Origin of the sequence: Gordonia sp. OPL2 (genome assembly GCF_003797825.1) — a bacterium.
In the GTDB taxonomy this organism is placed as follows: Bacteria; Actinomycetota; Actinomycetes; order Mycobacteriales; family Mycobacteriaceae; genus Gordonia.
Genome location: NZ_RKME01000001.1, coordinates 595592 through 615915 on the forward strand (window position 1 = coordinate 595592; position 20324 = coordinate 615915).

The window sequence follows — 20324 nt, forward strand, 5'->3', positions numbered from 1 at the left end:
GCTAATCGATCGGATTGTGCACGGTGACCAGTTTGGTCCCGTCGGGGAAGGTGGCCTCGACCTGCACGTCGTGCAGCATCTCCGGCACACCGTCCATGACCTCGTCGCGGCCGAGAACCTCACGCCCCGAAGACATCAGCTCGGCGACCGATCGTCCGTCCCGGGCCCCTTCGAGCACGTGGTCGGTGATGACTGCAACGGCCTCGGGATGGTTGAGCCTCAGACCGCGACCCTGCCGACGTCGAGCCAGCCCGGCGGCATAGGAAATGAGCAGCCGCTCCTGCTCATGCGGCGACAGACGCACCAGATACTCTCCTAGCGACACGGATCCGGTTCACGCCGGGATCCATCCGGGACGACGCGCACCCTGACCCGGCGCTGTCGTAGGGACATACTGCCACGCCACCGTCGGCGCGGCGCGTCAAGCGCGCAGACCCCCGGCCGCCGCACGCAGCTCGGAGAGTCGGTCGGGAGTGCACAGAGGTGCGACTCCGACGACCTCCTGGGTGGTGAAGGCGCCCGCGGCGAGTCCGCGTTCGAGCACCAGGGCGAGGGACATCGCGGTCGCAGGCTCGTCGACGACGTCACCGCTGCGTCGGTCGAAGTAGGACTGAAGGCGCTGCGCCGCGGTCGGCATGGCAGACCGGAAGAACCCGATCACCGCCGTCCACCGGGTGACCAGATGTCCCGGGTGCATGTCCCAGCCCTGATAGATTCCCCGCTCCAGCGAGCGGGTCACCAGCGCATGGTGTCGCCGGAGGGCCGAGGAGATCTGATCGGCGGAGCCGACCGGGACGACCTGCGTCGAACCGTCGCTCACCCACACACCGGTCTGCGCCGCCGCGGCCTGCATGATCGCCTTGGCGTGGTCGGCCACCGGGTGGGCCAGCGACTGCTGCGCCGAGACGATTCCGCATGCGGCGCTGTAATCGTATGTTCCGTAATGCAATCCGGACAGACGGGGACTGCCGCGGTGGATCGCCTCGGCGACGGTCGCACGTCCGTCCGGGCCCAGCACCGCTTGCGGGATCTCGACCTGCAACTCGTACCGCAGGGTCCCCTCGTCGAGACCGTGTGCACGTTCGAACGCCGCACACAGGTGGTTGACCGCATCGACCTGTCGGACGTCGCGCAGCTTGGGCACCGTGAACACGAAGCCGTCCGGCACGCCCCCGGCCGCATCGAGCACCAGCTCCAGGGTCCGCAGACCTCGGGCGCGCTCGCGCTCGCCGAGACCTTTGGCCCGCACGCCGGCACCCCGCGGGGCGTGCGGTCGCCGCGCGGTCCAGGCGGCCAGCACCTCACCGGCGCGGCGCGCATGCCCGTCCTCCACGGCATCGTCGCGCCAGCCGTAGCCGTCCTCGAGGTCGATGCGTAGATCGTCGATCGGGTTGTCACGCAGTCGGGCTCGCACGAGGTCGACGACGGCCGCATCCCCGCCCGCCAGGTGCGCCACGACGTCGGCGGCCCCATCGGCGACGGCGAGCGCGTTGTCGCCCCAGACGGCCGGGGTGTCGACCGCGACGTCGGCGGCACTCACATAGGCGGTGTGCACGGGCTGGCCTGCGGCACGATCGCCCGGGAACCAGACGGACAGATCCGCATCGACCGGGGCGAGCAGTTCCTCGAGGCGGGACCGCTCGTCGTCGGAGATCGTGCGGACGGTCATGCGCCCGATGACGGGATGGTCGGCAACGCGGCGCCCTCGGGTAGCTCGATGTTCTGCAGCCGCACCTGCGAGGTGGCGATCAGACGGTCGTCGGCGTCGGTGATGGCCACCCGCCAGAGCTGCTGCCTGCGACCGCGGTGCACCGGTGAGGTCGTGACCGTGATCGTCCCCGTGCTGACCGACTTGATGAAGTCGGTGTTGTTGTTGACGCCGACCGCGGTGCCGCCGATCCCCGTCGCCTGGAGCCAGGTGAACGCACTGATGCTCGCGGTGCTCTCGGCGATCGCGCAGTAGACGCCGCCGTGCACGATGCCGAACGGCTGATGGTGTGTCGCGGACAGTTCCAGGGTGGCGACCACGCCGTCCTCGGCGACCTCGAGCAGGCGCAGCCCGAGTGTGTTGTCGAAGCCCCGGCCGAAGGTCTCCTTGATCAACTGTTCGTTCTCAACGGTCATACCCACGAGATTGTCACGGCTCTTCCGTCGGGGCGCGACAAGGGCCTCTGCATGATCGGCGGGAGTCGGCGCGGTCTGCCCACGAACCCTCCCCGAGGAACCGATAGGCCCCACGCTGCGTTAGCAGCATGGGGCCTATCGCGGCGTGGACCGGGGGTCTCTGCAGCCCTCAGGACTCTCGCTCGGTCCGACGTGACTCTCAATGTAGGGTAGCCTTACCAACGTTGTCAAGGGGGTCGAGAAAAGACGACGTGAACAGGCCGGGAACACGAAGTGCAGTCGAGATGTGCGAGCAGGAGAAGCGGAAGTAAAATGCGAAGAATGAACGGGCTGGGCGACCTCGAACGCGCTGTGATGGACACGTTGTGGGCGAGTCCTACGCCCCAGACGGTGCGGCAGGTCCACGAGAACCTCTCGCGCGACCGGTCGCTGGCGTACACGACCGTGATGACCGTGCTGCAGCGCCTGGCGAAGAAGAACCTCGTCACCCAGATCCGCGACGACCGCGCGCACAAGTACGTGCCGACGCATCCGCGCGAAGACCTCGTCGCCAGCCTCATGGTCGACGCGCTCAGCGAGGCGGATGCGCCCGGGTCGCGGCACGCCGCGCTCGTGTCCTTCGTCGGACGGGTCGGCGCCGACGAGGCCGCCGCACTGCGCCACGCGCTCGATGAACTCGAAGCCGCCCGGGGAACGGGCGAGACAGGATAGATTCTCCCCCACACGACTCCCCGCGTCTTCACCCCAGCGCCCACACACAGCCCACCGCAAGGACAGTTTCGATGACCGCGCTCTTCTTCGGCATCCTGACCCTGGTACTGGTCGGTCCTGCCGCAGAGGCCTTGTCCCGCGCATCCTGGCCGATCAAAGCACCACGGGCAGCAATGACGCTGTGGCAGGCGATCGCCCTCGCCGGAGTTCTCTCCGCGTTCAGCTGCGGCCTCGCCATCGCCGCGAACCTGCTCGCGCCCGGAGCGGACGGCACCCCCACCACCAACCCGCTGCACGAGATCGAACGGCTCGGACTCCCCGTGTGGCTGGTGCTCGTCGGCGTGTTCGCGCTCACCCTCCTCGTCGGCGCACGACTCATGTACACCGTGATCCGCGTCGGTGTCCGCACCCGCGCCCGGCGCTACGCGCATCGTCAGCTGATCGACATCCTCGATCGATGCGACCGCAGCGACGCCACGCACCCGCTCTTCGCGAGCGATGTGCGCATGATCGACGTCGAGCAGCCGCTCGCCTATTGCCTTCCCGGTCTCCGGCAGCGGGTGGTCGTCAGCGAGGGTGTCGTGGCCCGATTGTCGCGGGACGAGTTGACCGCTGTCCTCGCCCACGAACGTGCACACCTGCGTGCTCGGCATGACCTGGTCCTCGAGGCGTTCATCGCCTTCCACGAGGCGTTCCCGCGATTCGTCCGGAGCAGTTCGGCGCTGGGCGCGGTCGAGCTGCTCGTCGAGGCACTCGCCGACGACCAGGCCGTGCGCGCAACCGCACCGACGACACTCGGACGGGCCCTCGTAGCATGCGCCGACGCCGTCGCACCCCGAGGCGCGATGGCCGTGGGAGGTCCGACCACCCTCGCCCGCGTGCACCGGCTCCGCGACGAACGGCCCACCAGGCTGATCGCGGTTCTCGCCTACACCGGCGCAGCGGCCATCCTCGTCGTACCTACGACCGCGGTCGCGATCCCGTGGCTGACCGAGCTCAGCCGACTGATCTCGGCGGCGTGACTCTGCCCACCCTCCCGCTCGTGGCCCGGTCGCCGAGGCAATAGGCTTGTGCCATGACCACTTCCCCCGTGTCCGGTTCTGACTCCCCCGACTCGACGAAGGCCCAGATCGGTGTGACCGGCCTGGCCGTCATGGGTTCCAACATCGCCCGGAACTTCGCCCATCACGGTTACACGGTCGCGCTGCACAACCGCAGTATCGCCAAGACCGACGCGCTGATCGCCGACCACGGCTCGGAGGGATCGTTCATCCGCACCGAGACGATGGAAGAATTCGTCGCCGCCCTCGAACGCCCGCGGCGGGTCCTGATCATGGTCAAGGCCGGCGACCCGACCGATGCGGTCATCGAGGAACTGGCCGGTCTGATGGAGCAGGGCGACATCATTATCGACGGCGGCAACTCGCTCTACACCGACACCATCCGCCGCGAGGCCGCGATGTCCGAGCGCGGACTCAACTTCGTCGGCGCCGGCATCTCCGGCGGCGAGGAGGGTGCACTCAACGGGCCCTCGATCATGCCGGGCGGACCCGTGGAGTCCTACGAATCCCTGGGCCCGCTGCTCGAGTCGATCTCGGCCCATGTCGACGGCGAGCCGTGCTGCACCCACATCGGTCCCGACGGCAGCGGACACTTCGTGAAGATGGTCCACAACGGCATCGAGTACGCCGACATGCAACTCATCGGCGAGGCCTACGACCTGATGCGCAAGGCCCTCGACATGCCCGTCGCCGACATCGCCGACGTCTTCCGCGACTGGAACTCCGGTGATCTCGACAGCTACCTCGTCGAGATCACCGCCGAGGTGCTCTCCCAGGTCGACGCCGAGACCGGTAAGCCGCTCGTCGACGTCATCGTCGACGCCGCGGGACAGAAGGGCACGGGACGCTGGACCGTGAAATCCGCACTCGACCTGGGCATTCCGACCACCGGTATCGCCGAGGCGGTGTTCGCACGCGCGCTGTCGAGCGCGACCGACCAGCGCAAGCAGGCCCAGGGCCTCGAGTCGGGGTCACTCGCCGCGGCACCGACCGACGCGAAGACCTTCATCGACGACATCAACAAGGCGCTGTACGCGTCGAAGGTCGTCGCCTACGCCCAGGGATTCGACCAGATCGCCGCGGGCAGTGCCGAATACGACTGGAACGTCAAGCCCGGCGACCTCGCCACCATCTGGCGCGGCGGCTGCATCATCCGTGCGAAGTTCCTCAACCGCATCCGTGACGCCTACGCGGAGAACCCGGAGCTGCCGAGCCTGCTGCTGGCCCCGTACTTCCGCAGCGCGGTCGAGGACGCCGTCGACAGCTGGCGACGGGTCGTGTCGACCGCCACCCTGATGGGTATCCCGGTCCCGGCCTTCGCGTCGTCGCTGTCGTACTACGACGCCCTGCGGTCCGAACGCCTGCCCGCCGCACTGACGCAGGGCCTGCGCGACTTCTTCGGCGCGCACACCTACCAGCGCATCGACAAGCCCGGCACCTTCCACACCCTGTGGAGCGGTGACCGATCCGAAGTGACGGAGTGAGAGGGGTCGACAGACCACTGTGAGATTCGTCGAGGGCCACCGGCCCACCCACGATCTGACCTACGACGACCTGTTCATCGTTCCGAACCGGTCGGATGTCGTCTCCCGCTTCGACGTCGACATGTCGACCGTCGACGGGAGCGGCACCACCATCCCCATCGTGGTCGCGAACATGACGGCCGTGGCCGGCAAACGGATGGCCGAGACGGTCGCCCGCAGGGGCGGTCTGGTCGTCCTTCCGCAGGATCTGCCGATACCGGCGGTCGCGGGCTCGATCGATCACGTCAAGTCCCGGCACCTCGTCGCGGACACACCCGTGACGCTGACCGCCGAGGATTCGGTGTCCGATGCCCTCGCGCTCATCCCGAAACGGGCGCACGGTGCCGCCGTCGTCGTCGAGGACGGGCGCCCGATCGGAATCGTCACCGAGAAGCGGTGCCACGACGTCGACCGGTTCGCCCGTGTCCGGGATGTCGTCGACCGCGATGTCGTCACGGTGCACGCCGCCACACCGCCGCGTGAGGTGTTCGAGTCTCTCGGCGATCTCCACCTCGGTCTCGCCGTCCTCGTCGACGACGACGGGCGCCTGGTGGGCGTGCTGTCACGCGTCGGCGCACTGCGCCACGGGATCTATGAGCCGAACGTCGACGCGCAGGGTCGACTGCGGATCGCGGCGGCCGTCGGCATCAACGGCGACGTGGTCGGCAAGGCGAGGGCACTCGCCGAGGCCGGCGCCGACCTGCTCGTCATCGACACCGCACACGGCCATCAGGAGAAGATGCTCTCCGCGCTCGAGGCCGTCGCCGCCTCGGACCCCGGCGTACCCATCGCGGCGGGCAACGTCGTGTCCGCGCAGGGCACCACGGACCTGCTCGACGCGGGCGCGTCCATCATCAAGGTCGGCGTCGGCCCCGGCGCGATGTGCACCACCCGCATGATGACCGGGGTGGGCAGGCCGCAGTTCTCCGCCGTCGCCGACTGCGCAGCGGTGGCGCGCGAACGCGGCGCCCACGTATGGGCCGACGGTGGCGTCCGGCATCCCCGCGACGTCGCACTGGCGATCGCCGCCGGCGCGTCCAACGTGATGATCGGCTCCTGGTTCGCCGGAACCTACGAGTCCCCCGGCGACCTGCACGAGGACGCGGGTGGCCGGTACAAAGTCAGTTTCGGGATGGCATCCAAGCGGGCCGTCGCCGCGCGGTCGGCCAACGACGGCGCCTACGACCGAGCGCGGAAGTCGTTGTTCGAGGAGGGGATCTCGAGTTCGCGGATCCGACTCGATCCCGAGCGGCCCAGCGTCGAGGACCTCATCGACCACATCTGTTCGGGCGTGCGCAGCACGGCCACCTACACCGGTGCGAGAACTCTGCGTGAACTGCACGACAAGGTCGTGCTGGGCGTGCAGTCGGCGGCCGGCTTCGCCGAGGGACGGCCGCTGCCCGGCGGGTGGTGACGGGTGCAGACCCTCATCCTCGTCGCCAGTCTCGTCGGGTTCGTCGCACTCACGCTGGGCACGGCACTGTTCGTCGCGGCGGAGTTCTCGCTCACCGCGCTGGAGCGTTCGACGATCTCCGACGACGTCGAGACTCGCGACGACCGTCGATCCCGGCTGGTCCAGCGCGCGCACGCGACCCTGTCCTTCCAGCTGTCGGGTGCACAACTCGGCATCACCATCACGACGCTGATCACCGGCTACATCGCCGAACCGGTCCTGGCCCGCATCCTCGACCCCGCCCTCGGCGGCCTCGGGCTGAGCGAGTCGGTCGCGTCGGGCACCTCGCTGGCACTCGCCCTGATCATCGCCACCTCGCTGTCGATGGTGCTCGGCGAGCTGATCCCCAAGAATCTCGCCATCGCGAAACCGCTCGCGGTCGCCCGTGCGACCGCAGGGCCGATGACGATCTTCTCGGCGGCCTTCCGCTGGGCCATCAACGGCCTGAACGGGTCGGCCAACTGGCTCGTGCGGAGGCTCGGCATCGAACCCGCCGAGGAACTCCGCTCTGCCCGCTCCCCACAGGAACTGGTGTCGCTGGTCCGGAACTCGGCGCGACAGGGCTCGATCGACGAGAACACCGCAGCGCTCGTGGATCGGTCGCTCAAGTTCGGGGAGCTCACCGCAGAAGACCTGATGACCCCACGGGTCACCGTCGAATGCCTCGACCGTGAGGACACCATCCGTGATCTGGTGATGGCGTCATCGCGGACCGGACATTCCCGATTCCCCGTCGTGATCGACGGCGATCTCGACGACCTGGTCGGCGTGGTGCACATCAAGCAGGCGTTCACCGTCGCTCCCGAGCGCGCAGCCGGCACCACTGTCGAGTCGATCGCCCGACCGGTCCCCCGAGTCCCGGCGAGCCTCGACGGCGACTCGTTGATGGAGCAGATCCGGGCCGACGGCATGGAACTGTGCGTGGTCATCGACGAGTACGGCGGCACCGCGGGCATCGTCACCACCGAGGATCTGATCGAGGAGATCCTCGGCGACGTCACCGACGAACACGATCAGGAGCGTGCCGACATCGCCGAGGACGGCGACGGTTACCTGTGCTCGGGGCTGCTGCGCATCGACGAGGTCACCTCGGCCACCGGCTACCGCGCCCCCGAGGGCTCCTACGACACCCTCGGCGGACTGATCATGTACTGCCTGGGTCGCATTCCCGAGGTCGGCGACACCGTCGATCTCCCGAACCGGACGGCGTCACTCGACGGCGACGACGAGGACGACGACCTGCCGCCCGGCAGCGACACGCAGTGGCGCGCGACCGTCACCCAGATGGACGGTCGGCGCATCGACGTGGTCTCGCTGAGGCCGGCCACGGAACCGCGACCCGCGGACGACGCGGCCGCAGCAGATGGCACCGACGCAGTCGGCGCGCACGCCGTCGGCGCGGCGGCAGACAGCACGGAGACGCGCAGCACGGGGACGGACCGCACCGGGACAGTCGGCACGCAGTCGGACCCGACCCGCACAGGGGGTGACGACGATGGGAGGTGACATCTGGGGGGTCGTTCTCACCCTCGTCCTCCTCGCGGGCAACGCGTTCTTCGTGGGTGCCGAGTTCTCCTTGATCTCGGCACGGCGCGATCGGCTCGAGGCCCTCGAGGAGTCCGGGAAGAAGCGGGCCCGCACGGTGATCCGCGCCGGGGAACGGCTGTCTCTGATGCTCGCCGGCGCCCAGCTCGGCATCACGATCTGCTCGATCCTGCTCGGTCGCGTCGGCGAGCCCGCCGTCGCGCATCTGATCGAGGAGCCCCTGCACCTCGCGCACGTCCCCGAGGGGCTGTTGCACCCGATCTCGTTCGCGATCGCGTTGGCACTCGTGGTTGTGCTGCACATCCTGATCGGCGAGATGGTCCCGAAGAACATCGCGCTCGCCGGACCCGAGTCGTCGGCGATGTTGCTGGTACCTGCACATCTCATGTTCATCCGGCTGGTGCGTCCGCTCATCGCGTTCTACAACTGGCTCGCCAACATCTCGTTGCGCCTGATGCGCGTGCACCCGAAAGACGAGTTGGCCTCGAGCGTCTCGCCCGGCGAGTTGGCCCAGATGATCGTCGAGTCCAAGCAGGAAGGCCTGATCGATGCCGAGGAGCACGAACGCCTGACCCGTGCCCTGCAGTCGGTCGGCCGCACCGTCAGCGAGGTGATGATCCCGCTCGATCAGATGCGCAGCGTCTCCGTCGAGGTCGACAGCGACACCGGTGGGGTGGGACCGACGCTCGGTGCCGTCGAGCGCGCAGTCAGCGACACCGGCTTCTCCCGGTTCCCGGTCCGCGGCCCCGACGGGACGTTCACCGGATATCTCCATCTCAAGGACGTCCTCGACGAGATCCTCGACGAACGCGTCGGACCCGACACGATCATCGGCATCGACAAGATCAGGCCCCTGCCGGTCATCGCCTCATCGACGCCGCTGGACGAGGCCACCGGCGCACTGCGTCGGATCAGTGCCCACCTGGGTGCGGTGGTCGACGACAGCGGACGCACCGTGGGCGTCGTCGCCCTGGCCGACCTCGTGGAGGAGTTCGTCGGTACCGTCCGCGACGAAACCCATCGGGTGTGACGTCATGGGCGCTTCACCGTCTCCGACAACGATCCGGACGCGCCTGGGGTCCGACGAATGGCGCGGTCGGCGCGACCGGCACCGCGACCGTGTCGACGGCCTGATCGGACCGTATCTCCGGGACCGCCGACGCGGCGTGAAACACCCGGTCATCGACTTCCTGTTCACCTACTACTCGTCGCGTCCGGCCCATGTCCTGCGGTGGCATCCCGGGCCCGGTGTCGTCCTCGAGGACGCCGAGGAGTTCCTCGGGTTGCGCGGCTATCACCGCACCGACGACGGGGTGGCCGTCGATCCCGCCCATCTCCGCGATCGCATCGGGGCGCTGGGTGCCACCGACGCGTTGCTGCGGGCCACCGCCTCCCGGCCCGCACGGCTGGGCTGCTTCGGACTGCACGAATGGGCGATGGTCTATCGGACCGACGAGACCCGCCACGATCTGCCGCTACGGCTGGGGGCACGCGACACCGACGCCGTCGTCGAGACGATGTCGCTGCGGTGCACCCACTTCGACGCGTTTCGCTTCTTCACGCCGGACGCCCGTCCACGCAACGAGACGGTCCTCACCCGCGACGACCAGCTGATCGACGAGCAACCCGGATGCCTGCACGCGACCATGGACCTCTATCGCGCCTGCTTCTCGCTCACGCCGCTGATCGACTCCGACCTGACCCTGCGTGCGTTCGCGCTGGCGCTGCGGGCCCGCGAACTCGACATGCGCGCCGGACCGTACGACCTGGGCGACCTCGGCTATCCGGCCGTCGCGATCGAGACGCCCGCCGGGCGGGCACGGTACGTGCGTGAGCAGTCCCGCATCGCCGACGACGGTGCCACCCTGCGCGACGAGGTCGTCCGACGATGCGAGGAACTGCTCGACGCCGCGGGACCGACAGGGGTCGGTACCTGACCGGTCGGACAGACCCGGACCTGCCCGGGACACCCGTACGACCGGGGATTACCGGCGAGTAGCATGACTGTGTCGATTCATCGACGTTCTCGATTCACCGCTGGAGAAAGGCTGTCATGTCTGACCGGATCACCGTCAACGGGCTGCAGGTCGCATCCGTCCTGTACGACTTCATCAACAACGAGGCGTTGCCCGGTACCGGCGTAGACCAGGACAGCTTCTGGTCGGGTGCGGCGTCGGTGATCACCGATCTGGCCCCGCGCAATCGCGAACTGCTCGCCGTCCGCGACGATCTGCAGTCGAAGATCGACGACTGGCATCGCGCGAACAAGGACGCCGACTTCGACACCTACAAGGCATTCCTGACCGAGATCGGCTATCTGGCCGAGGTGCCCGCCGACTTCCAGATCGGCACCCAGAACGTCGACCGCGAGATCGCCGAGACCGCCGGCCCGCAGCTGGTCGTGCCCGTCCTCAACGCACGGTTCGCGCTGAACGCCTCCAACGCCCGCTGGGGCTCGCTCTACGACGCCCTCTACGGCACCGACGTCATTCCGGAAACCGATGGCGCAGAGAAGGGTTCGTCCTACAACAAGGTCCGTGGCGACAAGGTCATCGCCTACGCGAAGGACTTCCTCGACAAGGCCGTGCCGCTCGAGCAGTGCAGCTACACCGACGTCACGGCGTTCGCCGTGGTCGACGGCGCCGTGCAGGTCACTCTCGCCGACGGTTCGACGTCCACGCTGGCCGATCCCTCGGCGTTCGCCGGGTACCGCGGCGAGCCGTCCTCACCGTCGTCGATCCTGTTGCGCCACAACGGCCTGTACCTCGACATCGAGATCGATCCGGCATCCCCCATCGGGCAGACCGATCCGGCCGGGATCAAGGACGTCGTGGTGGAATCGGCGATCACGACGATCATGGACTTCGAGGACTCCGTGGCCGCCGTGGACGCCGACGACAAGGTCCTCGGCTACCGGAACTGGCTGGGCCTGAACCGCGGCGACCTCTCCGAGGACGTCACCAAGGGCGACAAGACCTTCACGCGCGTCCTCAACGGCAACCGTGACTACACCGCCCCCGACGGGACATCGTTCGACCTGCATGGACGCTCATTGCTGTTCGTGCGCAACGTCGGTCACCTGATGACCAACGACGCCGTCCTCGACGCCGACGGCAACGAGGTCCCCGAGGGCATCCTCGACGGTCTGTTCACGTCATTGATCGGCATCCACGGGATGTCCGCTGAGGGACTGCAGAACTCGCGCACCGGATCGATCTACATCGTCAAGCCGAAGATGCACGGTCCCGACGAGGTCGCGTTCACCGTCGAGTTGTTCGGTCGTGTCGAGAAGGTCCTCGGTCTGCCCGAGAACACCCTCAAGGTCGGCATCATGGACGAGGAACGGCGCACCACGGTCAACCTCAAGGCGTGCATCAAGGCCGCCGAGAACCGGGTCGTGTTCATCAACACCGGCTTCCTCGATCGCACCGGCGACGAGATCCACACCTCGATGGAAGCCGGGGCGATGATCCGCAAGGGCGAGATGAAGCAGCAGACGTGGATCAAGGCGTACGAGGACTTCAATGTCGACACCGGCCTGGCGGCCGGCCTACAGCACAAGGCCCAGATCGGTAAGGGCATGTGGGCGATGCCCGACCTGATGGCCGACATGCTCGAGCAGAAGATCGGCCACCCCAAGGCCGGCGCCAACACCGCCTGGGTCCCGTCGCCGACCGCGGCCACGCTGCATGCGCTGCACTACCACCTCATCGACGTGTTCGAGCGCCAGGACGAGATCGCCAAGCGCGATCCGGCCTCGGTCGACGACATCCTCACGATCCCGCTCGCACCGTCGACGGACTGGTCGGACGAGGAGAAGCAGCAGGAGCTCGACAACAACTGCCAGTCGATCCTCGGATATGTCGTCCGCTGGATCGACCAGGGCGTCGGATGCTCGAAGGTGCCCGATATCCACGATGTCGCCCTGATGGAGGACCGCGCCACACTGCGGATCTCCAGCCAGCTGCTGGCGAACTGGCTGCACCACGGCATCGTCACCGCCGACGACATCACCGCGGCGCTCGAACGCATGGCGCCTGTCGTCGACCGGCAGAACGCCGGGGACCCCACGTACCGTCCGATGGCCCCGGACTTCAGCTCGAACATCGCCTTCCAGGCGGCCAAGGAGCTTATCCTCGAAGGTGCGAAGCAGCCGAGCGGCTACACCGAGCCGATCCTGCATCGCAAGCGGCGCGAGTACAAGGCCGCCAACGCCTGATCGACCGCCGGCCACCCCCTGCGACCGATGCAGTGATGTCGGCGGCAGTGTTCTCCGCTATCGTCTCGGTTGTCGCCCCGGTCACCTGGCCGGGGCGTGCACGACGCGAAGCGGCGGGAGGCAGGGGGGTTGGCACACCATCGGAGTTCCGACGGTCGTACGGGGGCACGTCGGCGTAGTGGTCGACGCGGGGTCAGCCGCGGATTGGTCGGCTCGTTGCTGGCCGTCGTCCTGGTCTCCGCACTCGTCGTGGTCTGGGCACAACTGGGAGATCGGATCGATCGCCAGGGTGATCAGGCTGCGGGCAACTGCGTGGAGGGCAAGACCACCGTCCCGGTGATCGCCGATCCCGATGTGGCCGGGGCCTTGGGCACGATCGCCGAGAAGTACGCCGAGACCGGGCCGGTCGTCCGTGATCACTGCGTCACGATCGCGGTCCGCCCGGGCGACGCGAAGATCACGCTGGACGGCATCGCGTCGGGGACCTGGGACACCCAGTCCATGGGCGCGTATCCGGCCGCGTGGATTCCGCAGTCGTCGATCTGGGCTGACGACCTGACCACTGCGCGCCCTGCCGCCGTCGACGGCAAACCGACCTCCCTGGTCAGCTCCCCGGTCGTGCTCGCCACCGCCCCACCGCTGGCCAAGGCGTTCGACGGCGAGCTCGACTGGCAGCAACTGCCGACCCTGCAACGTCGCAACGGCAGCCTGTCGACCGTCGGCCTCGACGACTGGGGATCGCTGCGGCTCGCGATGCCGACCGGCGCGCAATCCGACGCGACCGCACTGTCCGCGCAGGCCGTCGCGATGGGGGTCACCCGCACCAACGGGACACTCACCGAACAGGACGCGAGTTCACCGCGCGTCGCCTCGAGCATCGACGCCATGCAATCGGGCGCCCCACTGTCACCCGACGGAACGCCGGTGGGAGCGGCGCGGTCGATCGCGGAGGCCGCGGACGCGGCGAGGTCTCCGATCCACGCGGTGGCGATCACCGAACAGGCGCTGTATCAGCTGACCCGGACCGACACCACCGCCCGCCTGGCCGAAGTGGTCCCCGGTGGTCCCACGCCGATCGCCGACTATCCGATCATCCGGCTGACGGGCTCACAGGTCAGCCCGGAACAGACCGACGCCATCGCGGAGTTCTTCGAGTTCGTCACGGACCCGGCACAATTGGCCACCCTCACCGCACTCGGTTTCCGCGGCGACGCGCCGATGCCGGACCCGACGGCGACCGTCACCTTCCCGGTGACCGACGACCCGATGCCGACTCCGGAACCGGCGGCCACCGTGACCATCAACCGGCTCGTCTTCGGACCCGACAGCGGCCCGCCCGCGCCGGTCGCGTCACAGCCGGCGACGGGCGCCACCAGCCCCGCGTCGGGCGGCTGACCTGTATCGAGCCGACCGCCCATACCCGCCCGCGCCGACTTGTCCCGCCCCAGGTCGTCCCACCGCGTTGACCGTGCCCTGTATGTCGCCGACCGTGTCCAGAACGTCGCCGATCGTGCCCGGATTCGCGTCGCGTGCCAGAGGCGCCGGCGGACACGGGCACACTTGCCGACGTGCGCGACCCCATCGACGATGAGCTCGGACACGGTCGACAGAATTCTGGACACGGTCGGCGCGGATCCGAGACCGGCTCGACGGGGCCGTCAGCTGCTGAATGCCTCGATCGGCGGGCAACTGCAGACCAGATTCCGGTCGCCGAACGCATTGTCGATACGCCGCACTGCGGGCCACACCTTGGTCCGGCCACCCGCCGACGGCAGGCCGAGCGGGTAGACCGCCACCTCCCGCGTGTACGGATGGTCCCAGTCGCCGACGAGCGCTTCCGCGGTGTGCGGTGCCCCACGCAGGGGGTTGTCCTCGACCGGCCACTCTCCCGCGCCGACCCGGTCGATCTCCGCGCGGATCGCGATCATCGCATCGCAGAACGCATCGAGTTCGTCGAGGTTCTCACTCTCGGTCGGCTCCACCATGAGCGTCCCGGCCACCGGAAAACTCATGGTCGGCGCGTGGAATCCGTAGTCGGCCAGACGCTTTGCGACATCGTCGACGGTCACTCCGGTTGCCTTCGTCAGCGGTCGCAGATCCAGGATGCACTCATGCGCCACGAATCCTCGTTCACCCGCGTAGAGCACCGGGAAGTGCTCGGCAAGGCGGCGGGCGATGTAGTTGGCCGACGCGATCGCGGTCAACGTGGCGCGACGGAGCCCGTCGGCGCCCATCATCGCGATGTAGGCGTAGGTGATCGGCAGGATGGATGCCGAACCGTACGGGGCGGCAGACACCGCACCCTCGCCCGGCAGATCGTCGGCGAGCGGATGGCCCGGCAGGAACTCTGCGAGATGACCCCGCACCGCGACCGGGCCGACGCCCGGGCCGCCACCGCCGTGCGGGATGCAGAACGTCTTGTGCAGGTTCAGATGGCTGACATCCCCGCCGAAGCGCCCTGGGCGTGCCACCCCCACCAGCGCGTTCAGGTTCGCTCCGTCGACGTAGACCTGTCCGCCGGCGTCGTGAACGGCGGCACAGATGTCCTCGATGTCGTGCTCGAAGACCCCGTGCGTGGACGGATACGTGATCATGATGGCGGCCAGCGCATCCCGATGCTGCTCGATCTTGGCGCGCAGGTCGTCGACGTCGACGTCACCGTTCTCGCGGCAGCCGACGACGACCACCCGCAGTCCGGCCATGACCGCCGACGCCGCGTTCGTCCCGTGGGCGCTGGACGGGATCAGACAGACGTCGCGTGCCTCGTCGCCGCGGCTGAGGTGGTAGCGCCGGATCGCCAGCAGGCCGGCGAACTCGCCCTGCGAGCCGGCGTTCGGTTGCACGCTGACCCGGTCGTATCCGGTGATGTCGACCAGCCAGTTCTCCAGGGTCGCGATCAACTCGCGAATCCCGACCGTGTCCGACGCCGGCGCGAACGGATGGAGCCGTGCGAACCCGGGCCACGTGATGGGTTCCATCTCGGCGGTCGCGTTGAGCTTCATCGTGCACGAACCCAGCGGGATCATGCTGCGATCGAGGGCGATGTCCTTGTCCGACAGCGCTCGCAGGTAGCGCAGCATGGCGGTCTCGGTGCGGTACCGGTTGAACGCCGGGTGCGTCAGGAATTCGCTCTGCCGGTTCTCGATCGGCTGCGCGAACGACTTGCGGCGCACACCTGAGGCACTGAACGCGCGCAGCACGGCCTCGATGTCGGCATCGGTGGTGGTCTCGTCACAGGCGATGCCCACCGCATCGGCGTCGACCCGGCGGAGGTTGATGTTCCCGTCACGCTTGGCCTGGGCGATCACGGTGTCCGCCCGGCCGGGCGTGCGGACGACGACGGTGTCGAAGAACGACGAGTGCGCGACCGAGAATCCGGCCGCGGTCAGGCAGTCCGCGAGATGTGCCGCACACTCGTGGACGCGTCGTGCGATCGCCCGCAGACCATCGGCGCCGTGATACGACGCGTACATGGCGGCGACGACGGCGAGCAGGACCTGGGCCGTGCAGATGTTGCTGGTGGCCTTCTCGCGGCGGATGTGCTGCTCACGGGTCTGCAGCGCGAGACGGTACGCCAGGTTGCCGTCGACGTCCTTCGACACACCGACGAGCCGACCGGGCAGCTGCCGGGCATGTGCGGAATGAACGGCCAGATAGCCGGCGTGCGGCCCGCCGTAGCCCATCGGGACACCGAATCGCTGGGTCGTGCCGAAGCAGACGTCGGCACCCTGTTCACCGGGCGGGGTGATCAGGGTCAGCGCCAGCAGATCGGCGCCGACCGACACGAGCGCGCCACGCTCGTGGACGGCCTCGATGACCGGTGACACGTCGAGCACGCGCCCGGAGGCGCCCGGCACCTGCAGGATCACGCCGTAGAAGTCGCCGTCGGGCAGTCCGCATCCGGGGAGGCCGGGGTGCAGCGACGCCTCGACGATCTCGATGCCGAGTGGCTCGGCGCGGGTCTCGAGCACCGCACGCGTCTGCGGGAACAGATCGGCGTCGACGACGAGTCGCGGCGATCTCGCCTTGCCGGCCCGGCGCATCAGGGTCATCGCCTCGGCTGCCGCGGTGGCCTCGTCGAGCATCGATGCCCCCGACACCTCCATGCCCGTGAGGTCGGCAACCATGGTCTGGAAGTTGAGCAGCGCCTCGAGCCGGCCCTGACTGATCTCGGGCTGGTAAGGCGTGTACGCGGTGTACCAGGCCGGATCCTCGAGGACGTTGCGCACGATGACGGGCGGCGTGTACGTGTCGTGATAGCCGAGCCCGATCATCGAACGCGCGACCACGTTTCGGGCGGCGAGATCGGCGAGTCGTTCGTGGATCGCGTGTTCGTCCATCGCGGCCGGCAACGCCTGGAGTCCGTTGTCTCCCGGTGCATCCGCGATGACGGCGGGAACGACCTGTGCAGCCAGGTCGTCGAATGAGGTGACACCCAGGACGTCGAGGATTCTGCGGGTCTCGTCGGCATCGGGGCCGACGTGACGATCGACGAAGGCGTCGCGCGCAGGGGATCCGGGCACAGGACTGACGGGCATGACAGGTCTACCTCTCGGCGGTCTGCGGCCCTCCCCCTCTGTCATGCCCGGGTCCGCGAACGGACTCCGTGGGCGCCTGAGAGATTCGGCCGCCGACACCTCGGGTGTCGAGACCTTTCACCGTGGGCGGGCCCGGGTCACCCCGGGTCACTTTCCAGAGACGCCGTCAACATCACGGTCCTGGGTGCCTGAGAGTTTGACGAGGAGGTGTTGCTCCTTCGGCGGCCACCTCGAACCCGATCGGTGACGCTCTCCCGCGACGCAGCGGCGTTCACCCAGTATACGGGTACGAGAGGTCTCCGCAGTCCGACGCCTGCACTACCCGGTGCGGCGGGTCCGGCTCTTGCGTCGTGCGGCCAATTCGTCTTCCGGCGCCGTCTCGGTCACGCCGCCGTCGGCGCGTTCGCCCGGGAAGTCGGCGATGGTCCCGCTCAGTTCGCGCATGGCTCCGCTGACCGCGATACCGAAGACGCCCTGCCCACCTTGCAGGAGGTCGACGACCTCCTCGGCGGACGTGCACTCATAGACGGTGGTGCCGTCGGAGAAGAGCGTGATGCGGGCAAGATCCTCCACACCGCGCTGACGCAGATGATCGACGGCCACCCGAATGTTCTGGAGGGAGATGCCGGTGTCGAGCAGTCGCTTGACGATCTTGAGGACGAGGATGTCCTTGAACGAGTACAACCGCTGACTGCCGGATCCGGCGGCACCGCGGATCGAGGGGACCACCAGTGAGGTACGTGCCCAGTAGTCCAGCTGGCGGTAGGTGATGCCGGCGATCTGGCACGCACTCGGAACCCGGTAGCCGACCAGGTCGTCGGGCACGGTGTCGTTCGGGAACAAGCCGGGTGCGATGTCGTCGAGACTGCCCTGGGTCGCGGTCTGTGGACGCACGCCCTCGCCGCCTTGATCCGATGCCGTGTCCGTCGCTGACGTCACCTCGTCGTCGAACGGCTGATCGCCCACTGCAGACTCCCTCGCAACGCCTGGATCGACTCGACAGACACCGAACCCCGAGCAGTCGTCTCGAGGACTGCTTCAACAGTACGCGCCTGACGGACGATCGTTCTCCGTCCCCGCTGAAATCGGGCGACGTGTCGACGGTAGGTCGGCGGTGACCACCGATCAATGCGACGCGCGGTAGAACCTCAACCTCAACTTGAGATCGAGCAAATGGTGACCTCTCGGTGGCCGTTCCGTTACCGGACGCCGGGAGCGCCGGCCGGATCAGGCTCCGCCGCTCGCCTTGAAATCGTCCGGGGACACATTGTCGAGGAACTCCTTGAACTTCTCGACCTCGTCCTCTTTGGTGGGCGACGACGTGCCCGGTTCCTCACCCTCTTCTTCGGGGATGAGCAGACCTGCGTCGGTCAGCACACTCTCGTCGGCGATGATCGGGACACCGGCGCGCATCGCGACGGCGATGGAATCCGACGGCCGCGCGGATACGCGAAGGTCGTCGCCGAACACCATCTCTGCGTAGAACGTGCCCTCCTGCATGTCGACTATCCGGACCTCCCGCAAGGTCTGTCCGAATTCCGCGATGAGGTTCACGATCAGATCATGAGTGAGCGGACGCGGGGGCTCGATCCCCTTCTGCTGCAGCGCGATCGACGCCGCTTCGCTCTGACCGATCCAGATCGGGAGATAGCGCTCACCGTCGACCTCCCGGAGCAGCAGCACCGGCTGACTCTGCGGCGGCTCGACCCGAATGCCCACGACTCGCATCTCGCCCATCTAGCACCCGCTTCCTTGATCTCCGGATGTCCTCTCGGCCCGATCGGTTGACCTGCTCGGCACCGACGGTTCTCGTTGCCAACGACGCTACACCGCGTCGCACCGTCGCGCGGCCGAGCGATGACCGATCAGTCCAGGACCCCGCGGACCGCCGCCTTCACCAATTGTGTGTGCAGCGTGACCGACAACGCGGCTATTTCGCGGACCAGCTCCTCGGCCCGGTCCCGGGCACCGGTCCCCTTGCCCTTGGCGATCGGGTTGGCGATCTGCGCGACCAGTCCGGCCTCGCGGTCGGCGGACACCTTGAACGCCCGCAGGTGCCGCGTCTCGAGCCCGTAGTTCGCGAGCGCCGCAGCGGCTTCGACGAGTCGCACCGCGTCCTCGTCGAAGAAGCCCGCGGGACCCGGGGTCAGCAGACCGTTGCGCTGCAACTCGGTGACGAACGCGGAGTCGACTCCGGTCCGCTCCATGAGCGCCTCGCGCGACACCCGTCCGGCGCGTGTGCCGAAATCGGTGGCCGGTGCCACCGTGCCGCGCGCCGACGACAACAGCCGGGTGCCGCCGGTGCCGGCTCCACCCTCCCCGCGGTCGATGGCCTCGAGTTGTTCCTTGATGACCTTCAGCGGCAGATACCGATCACGCTGAGCGGTGAGCACGAAGCGCAGACGTTCACAGTCCTTGGTGCTGAACCGCCGGTATCCCGACGGCGCCCGCTCCGGCGTGATCAGGCCCTCGGACTCCAGAAATCGGATCTTCGAGATCGTGACATCCGGAAAATCTTCGCGCAGCAACGCGAGGACGGAGCCGATCGACATCGACCCCTCGCCGCGTTGACCTGCCGACGATGCCGTCACGAGGTCAGGCGCCCGCTTGGCCGTCGCGCGGTCCACTCAGGAAGACCAGACGGAACTTGCCGATCTGGACTTCGTCTCCGTTGCTCAGTTGGGCGGTGTCGACCGGTTCACGGTTCACGTAGGTGCCGTTCAGGCTGCCGACGTCGACGACCTGGAACTCGTTGTCGCCGAGTCGGAATTCGGCGTGACGACGACTCACGGTCACGTCGTCGAGGAAGATGTCGCTGTCCGGATGCCGGCCCGCCGATGTCGTCGGCTGGTCCAACAGGAAGCGCGATCCCGCGTTGGGACCCCGCTTCACGACAAGCAACGCCGTGCCGGGCGAAAGCCTCTCCACCCCGGTGTCGGCGGGTTCACTCGAGGCGGCCGCACCGGAATCGAGTTCGGAGATGAACTCCTCCCGGAAAACCGAGGTGGTCTCCACCGGTGCCTCAAGATCCTTGTCGTTTTCGCTCACCACTTCTCCTTCGTCTGTCTCGGTGCCCGTCGGTCGCGGCCCTGTTCCTGCCGGCCCCGACGGACACGCGACCCGCGTGACCGCGCTTGGTGATGCCGGTAC

17 protein-coding genes and 1 riboswitch are annotated in these 20324 nt (G+C 68.1%); of the genes, 9 read left to right on the forward strand and 8 right to left on the reverse strand.

The window, feature by feature from the left end; genetic code table 11:
* Position 1: 1 nt before the first annotated feature.
* The 3 genes from EEB19_RS02630 to EEB19_RS02640 form a co-directional block, all read right to left on the reverse strand.
* On the reverse strand, positions 2-304 hold the full coding sequence (locus tag EEB19_RS02630) for an urease subunit gamma (protein WP_187582861.1): 303 nt from the start codon (positions 302-304) through the stop codon (positions 2-4).
* Positions 305-421: 117 nt separating this feature from the next.
* Positions 422-1669 carry an aldolase gene (locus EEB19_RS02635; RefSeq protein ID WP_187582863.1) on the reverse strand — a complete coding sequence of 416 codons (1248 nt, stop codon included), beginning with the start codon at positions 1667-1669 and terminating at the stop codon, positions 422-424.
* The gene (locus tag EEB19_RS02640) at positions 1666-2124 is read right to left on the reverse strand and encodes a PaaI family thioesterase (RefSeq protein WP_187582865.1); all 459 of its coding nucleotides are present in this window, start codon (positions 2122-2124) and stop codon (positions 1666-1668) included. Before EEB19_RS02640 ends, EEB19_RS02635 begins: the two co-directional genes overlap by 4 nt.
* A gap of 312 nt (positions 2125-2436) precedes the next feature.
* Here EEB19_RS02640 and EEB19_RS02645 point away from each other — a divergent pair, with 312 nt between their 5' ends.
* The 9 genes from EEB19_RS02645 to EEB19_RS02685 all read left to right on the forward strand — a co-directional run bounded on the left by EEB19_RS02645 (position 2437) and on the right by EEB19_RS02685 (position 14031).
* Entirely contained in the window at positions 2437-2835 is a 399-nt protein-coding gene (locus EEB19_RS02645; protein ID WP_187582867.1) for a BlaI/MecI/CopY family transcriptional regulator, read from the forward strand.
* 71 nt (positions 2836-2906) lie between these two features.
* Positions 2907-3857: a M56 family metallopeptidase gene (locus EEB19_RS02650; RefSeq protein ID WP_187582869.1), complete on the forward strand. Its 951-nt coding sequence runs from the start codon at positions 2907-2909 to the stop codon at positions 3855-3857.
* A 53-nt stretch (positions 3858-3910) separates the two neighbouring features.
* On the forward strand, positions 3911-5380 hold the full coding sequence (gene gndA / locus EEB19_RS02655) for an NADP-dependent phosphogluconate dehydrogenase (protein WP_187582871.1): 1470 nt from the start codon (positions 3911-3913) through the stop codon (positions 5378-5380).
* 19 nt (positions 5381-5399) lie between these two features.
* Positions 5400-6833, forward strand: coding sequence for a GuaB1 family IMP dehydrogenase-related protein (locus EEB19_RS02660; RefSeq protein ID WP_187582873.1), 1434 nt, complete (start codon positions 5400-5402; stop codon positions 6831-6833).
* A 3-nt stretch (positions 6834-6836) separates the two neighbouring features.
* The gene (locus EEB19_RS02665) at positions 6837-8378 is read left to right on the forward strand and encodes a hemolysin family protein (RefSeq protein WP_187582876.1); all 1542 of its coding nucleotides are present in this window, start codon (positions 6837-6839) and stop codon (positions 8376-8378) included.
* Positions 8368-9447 (forward strand): hemolysin family protein, encoded by a 1080-nt coding sequence (locus EEB19_RS02670; RefSeq protein ID WP_187582878.1) that lies wholly within the window; start codon positions 8368-8370, stop codon positions 9445-9447. Before EEB19_RS02665 ends, EEB19_RS02670 begins: the two co-directional genes overlap by 11 nt.
* A gap of 4 nt (positions 9448-9451) precedes the next feature.
* Positions 9452-10354, forward strand: coding sequence for a 3-methyladenine DNA glycosylase (locus EEB19_RS02675; protein WP_187582880.1), 903 nt, complete (start codon positions 9452-9454; stop codon positions 10352-10354).
* Between the two features lie 116 nt (positions 10355-10470).
* Positions 10471-12636 (forward strand): malate synthase G, encoded by a 2166-nt coding sequence (locus EEB19_RS02680; protein WP_187582882.1) that lies wholly within the window; start codon positions 10471-10473, stop codon positions 12634-12636.
* Between the two features lie 129 nt (positions 12637-12765).
* Positions 12766-14031, forward strand: a complete 1266-nt coding sequence (locus EEB19_RS02685) for a substrate-binding domain-containing protein (RefSeq protein ID WP_187582884.1) — start codon at positions 12766-12768, stop codon at positions 14029-14031.
* A gap of 263 nt (positions 14032-14294) precedes the next feature.
* Here the strand turns inward: EEB19_RS02685 and gcvP are convergent, their stop codons facing one another.
* The 5 genes from gcvP to garA all read right to left on the reverse strand — a co-directional run bounded on the left by gcvP (position 14295) and on the right by garA (position 20225).
* The gene (gene gcvP / locus EEB19_RS02690) at positions 14295-17174 is read right to left on the reverse strand and encodes an aminomethyl-transferring glycine dehydrogenase (RefSeq protein WP_187582886.1); all 2880 of its coding nucleotides are present in this window, start codon (positions 17172-17174) and stop codon (positions 14295-14297) included.
* A gap of 165 nt (positions 17175-17339) precedes the next feature.
* A riboswitch (glycine riboswitch) is annotated at positions 17340-17441 on the reverse strand.
* 51 nt (positions 17442-17492) lie between these two features.
* Positions 17493-18140 carry a MerR family transcriptional regulator gene (locus EEB19_RS02695; protein WP_187582888.1) on the reverse strand — a complete coding sequence of 216 codons (648 nt, stop codon included), beginning with the start codon at positions 18138-18140 and terminating at the stop codon, positions 17493-17495.
* Positions 18141-18401: 261 nt separating this feature from the next.
* Positions 18402-18911 (reverse strand): bifunctional nuclease family protein, encoded by a 510-nt coding sequence (locus tag EEB19_RS02700; protein ID WP_187582890.1) that lies wholly within the window; start codon positions 18909-18911, stop codon positions 18402-18404.
* A 128-nt stretch (positions 18912-19039) separates the two neighbouring features.
* Positions 19040-19726 carry a MerR family transcriptional regulator gene (locus EEB19_RS02705; protein ID WP_187582892.1) on the reverse strand — a complete coding sequence of 229 codons (687 nt, stop codon included), beginning with the start codon at positions 19724-19726 and terminating at the stop codon, positions 19040-19042.
* Between the two features lie 43 nt (positions 19727-19769).
* Positions 19770-20225, reverse strand: coding sequence for a glycogen accumulation regulator GarA (gene garA / locus EEB19_RS02710; RefSeq protein ID WP_187582894.1), 456 nt, complete (start codon positions 20223-20225; stop codon positions 19770-19772).
* Positions 20226-20324 lie beyond the last annotated feature (99 nt).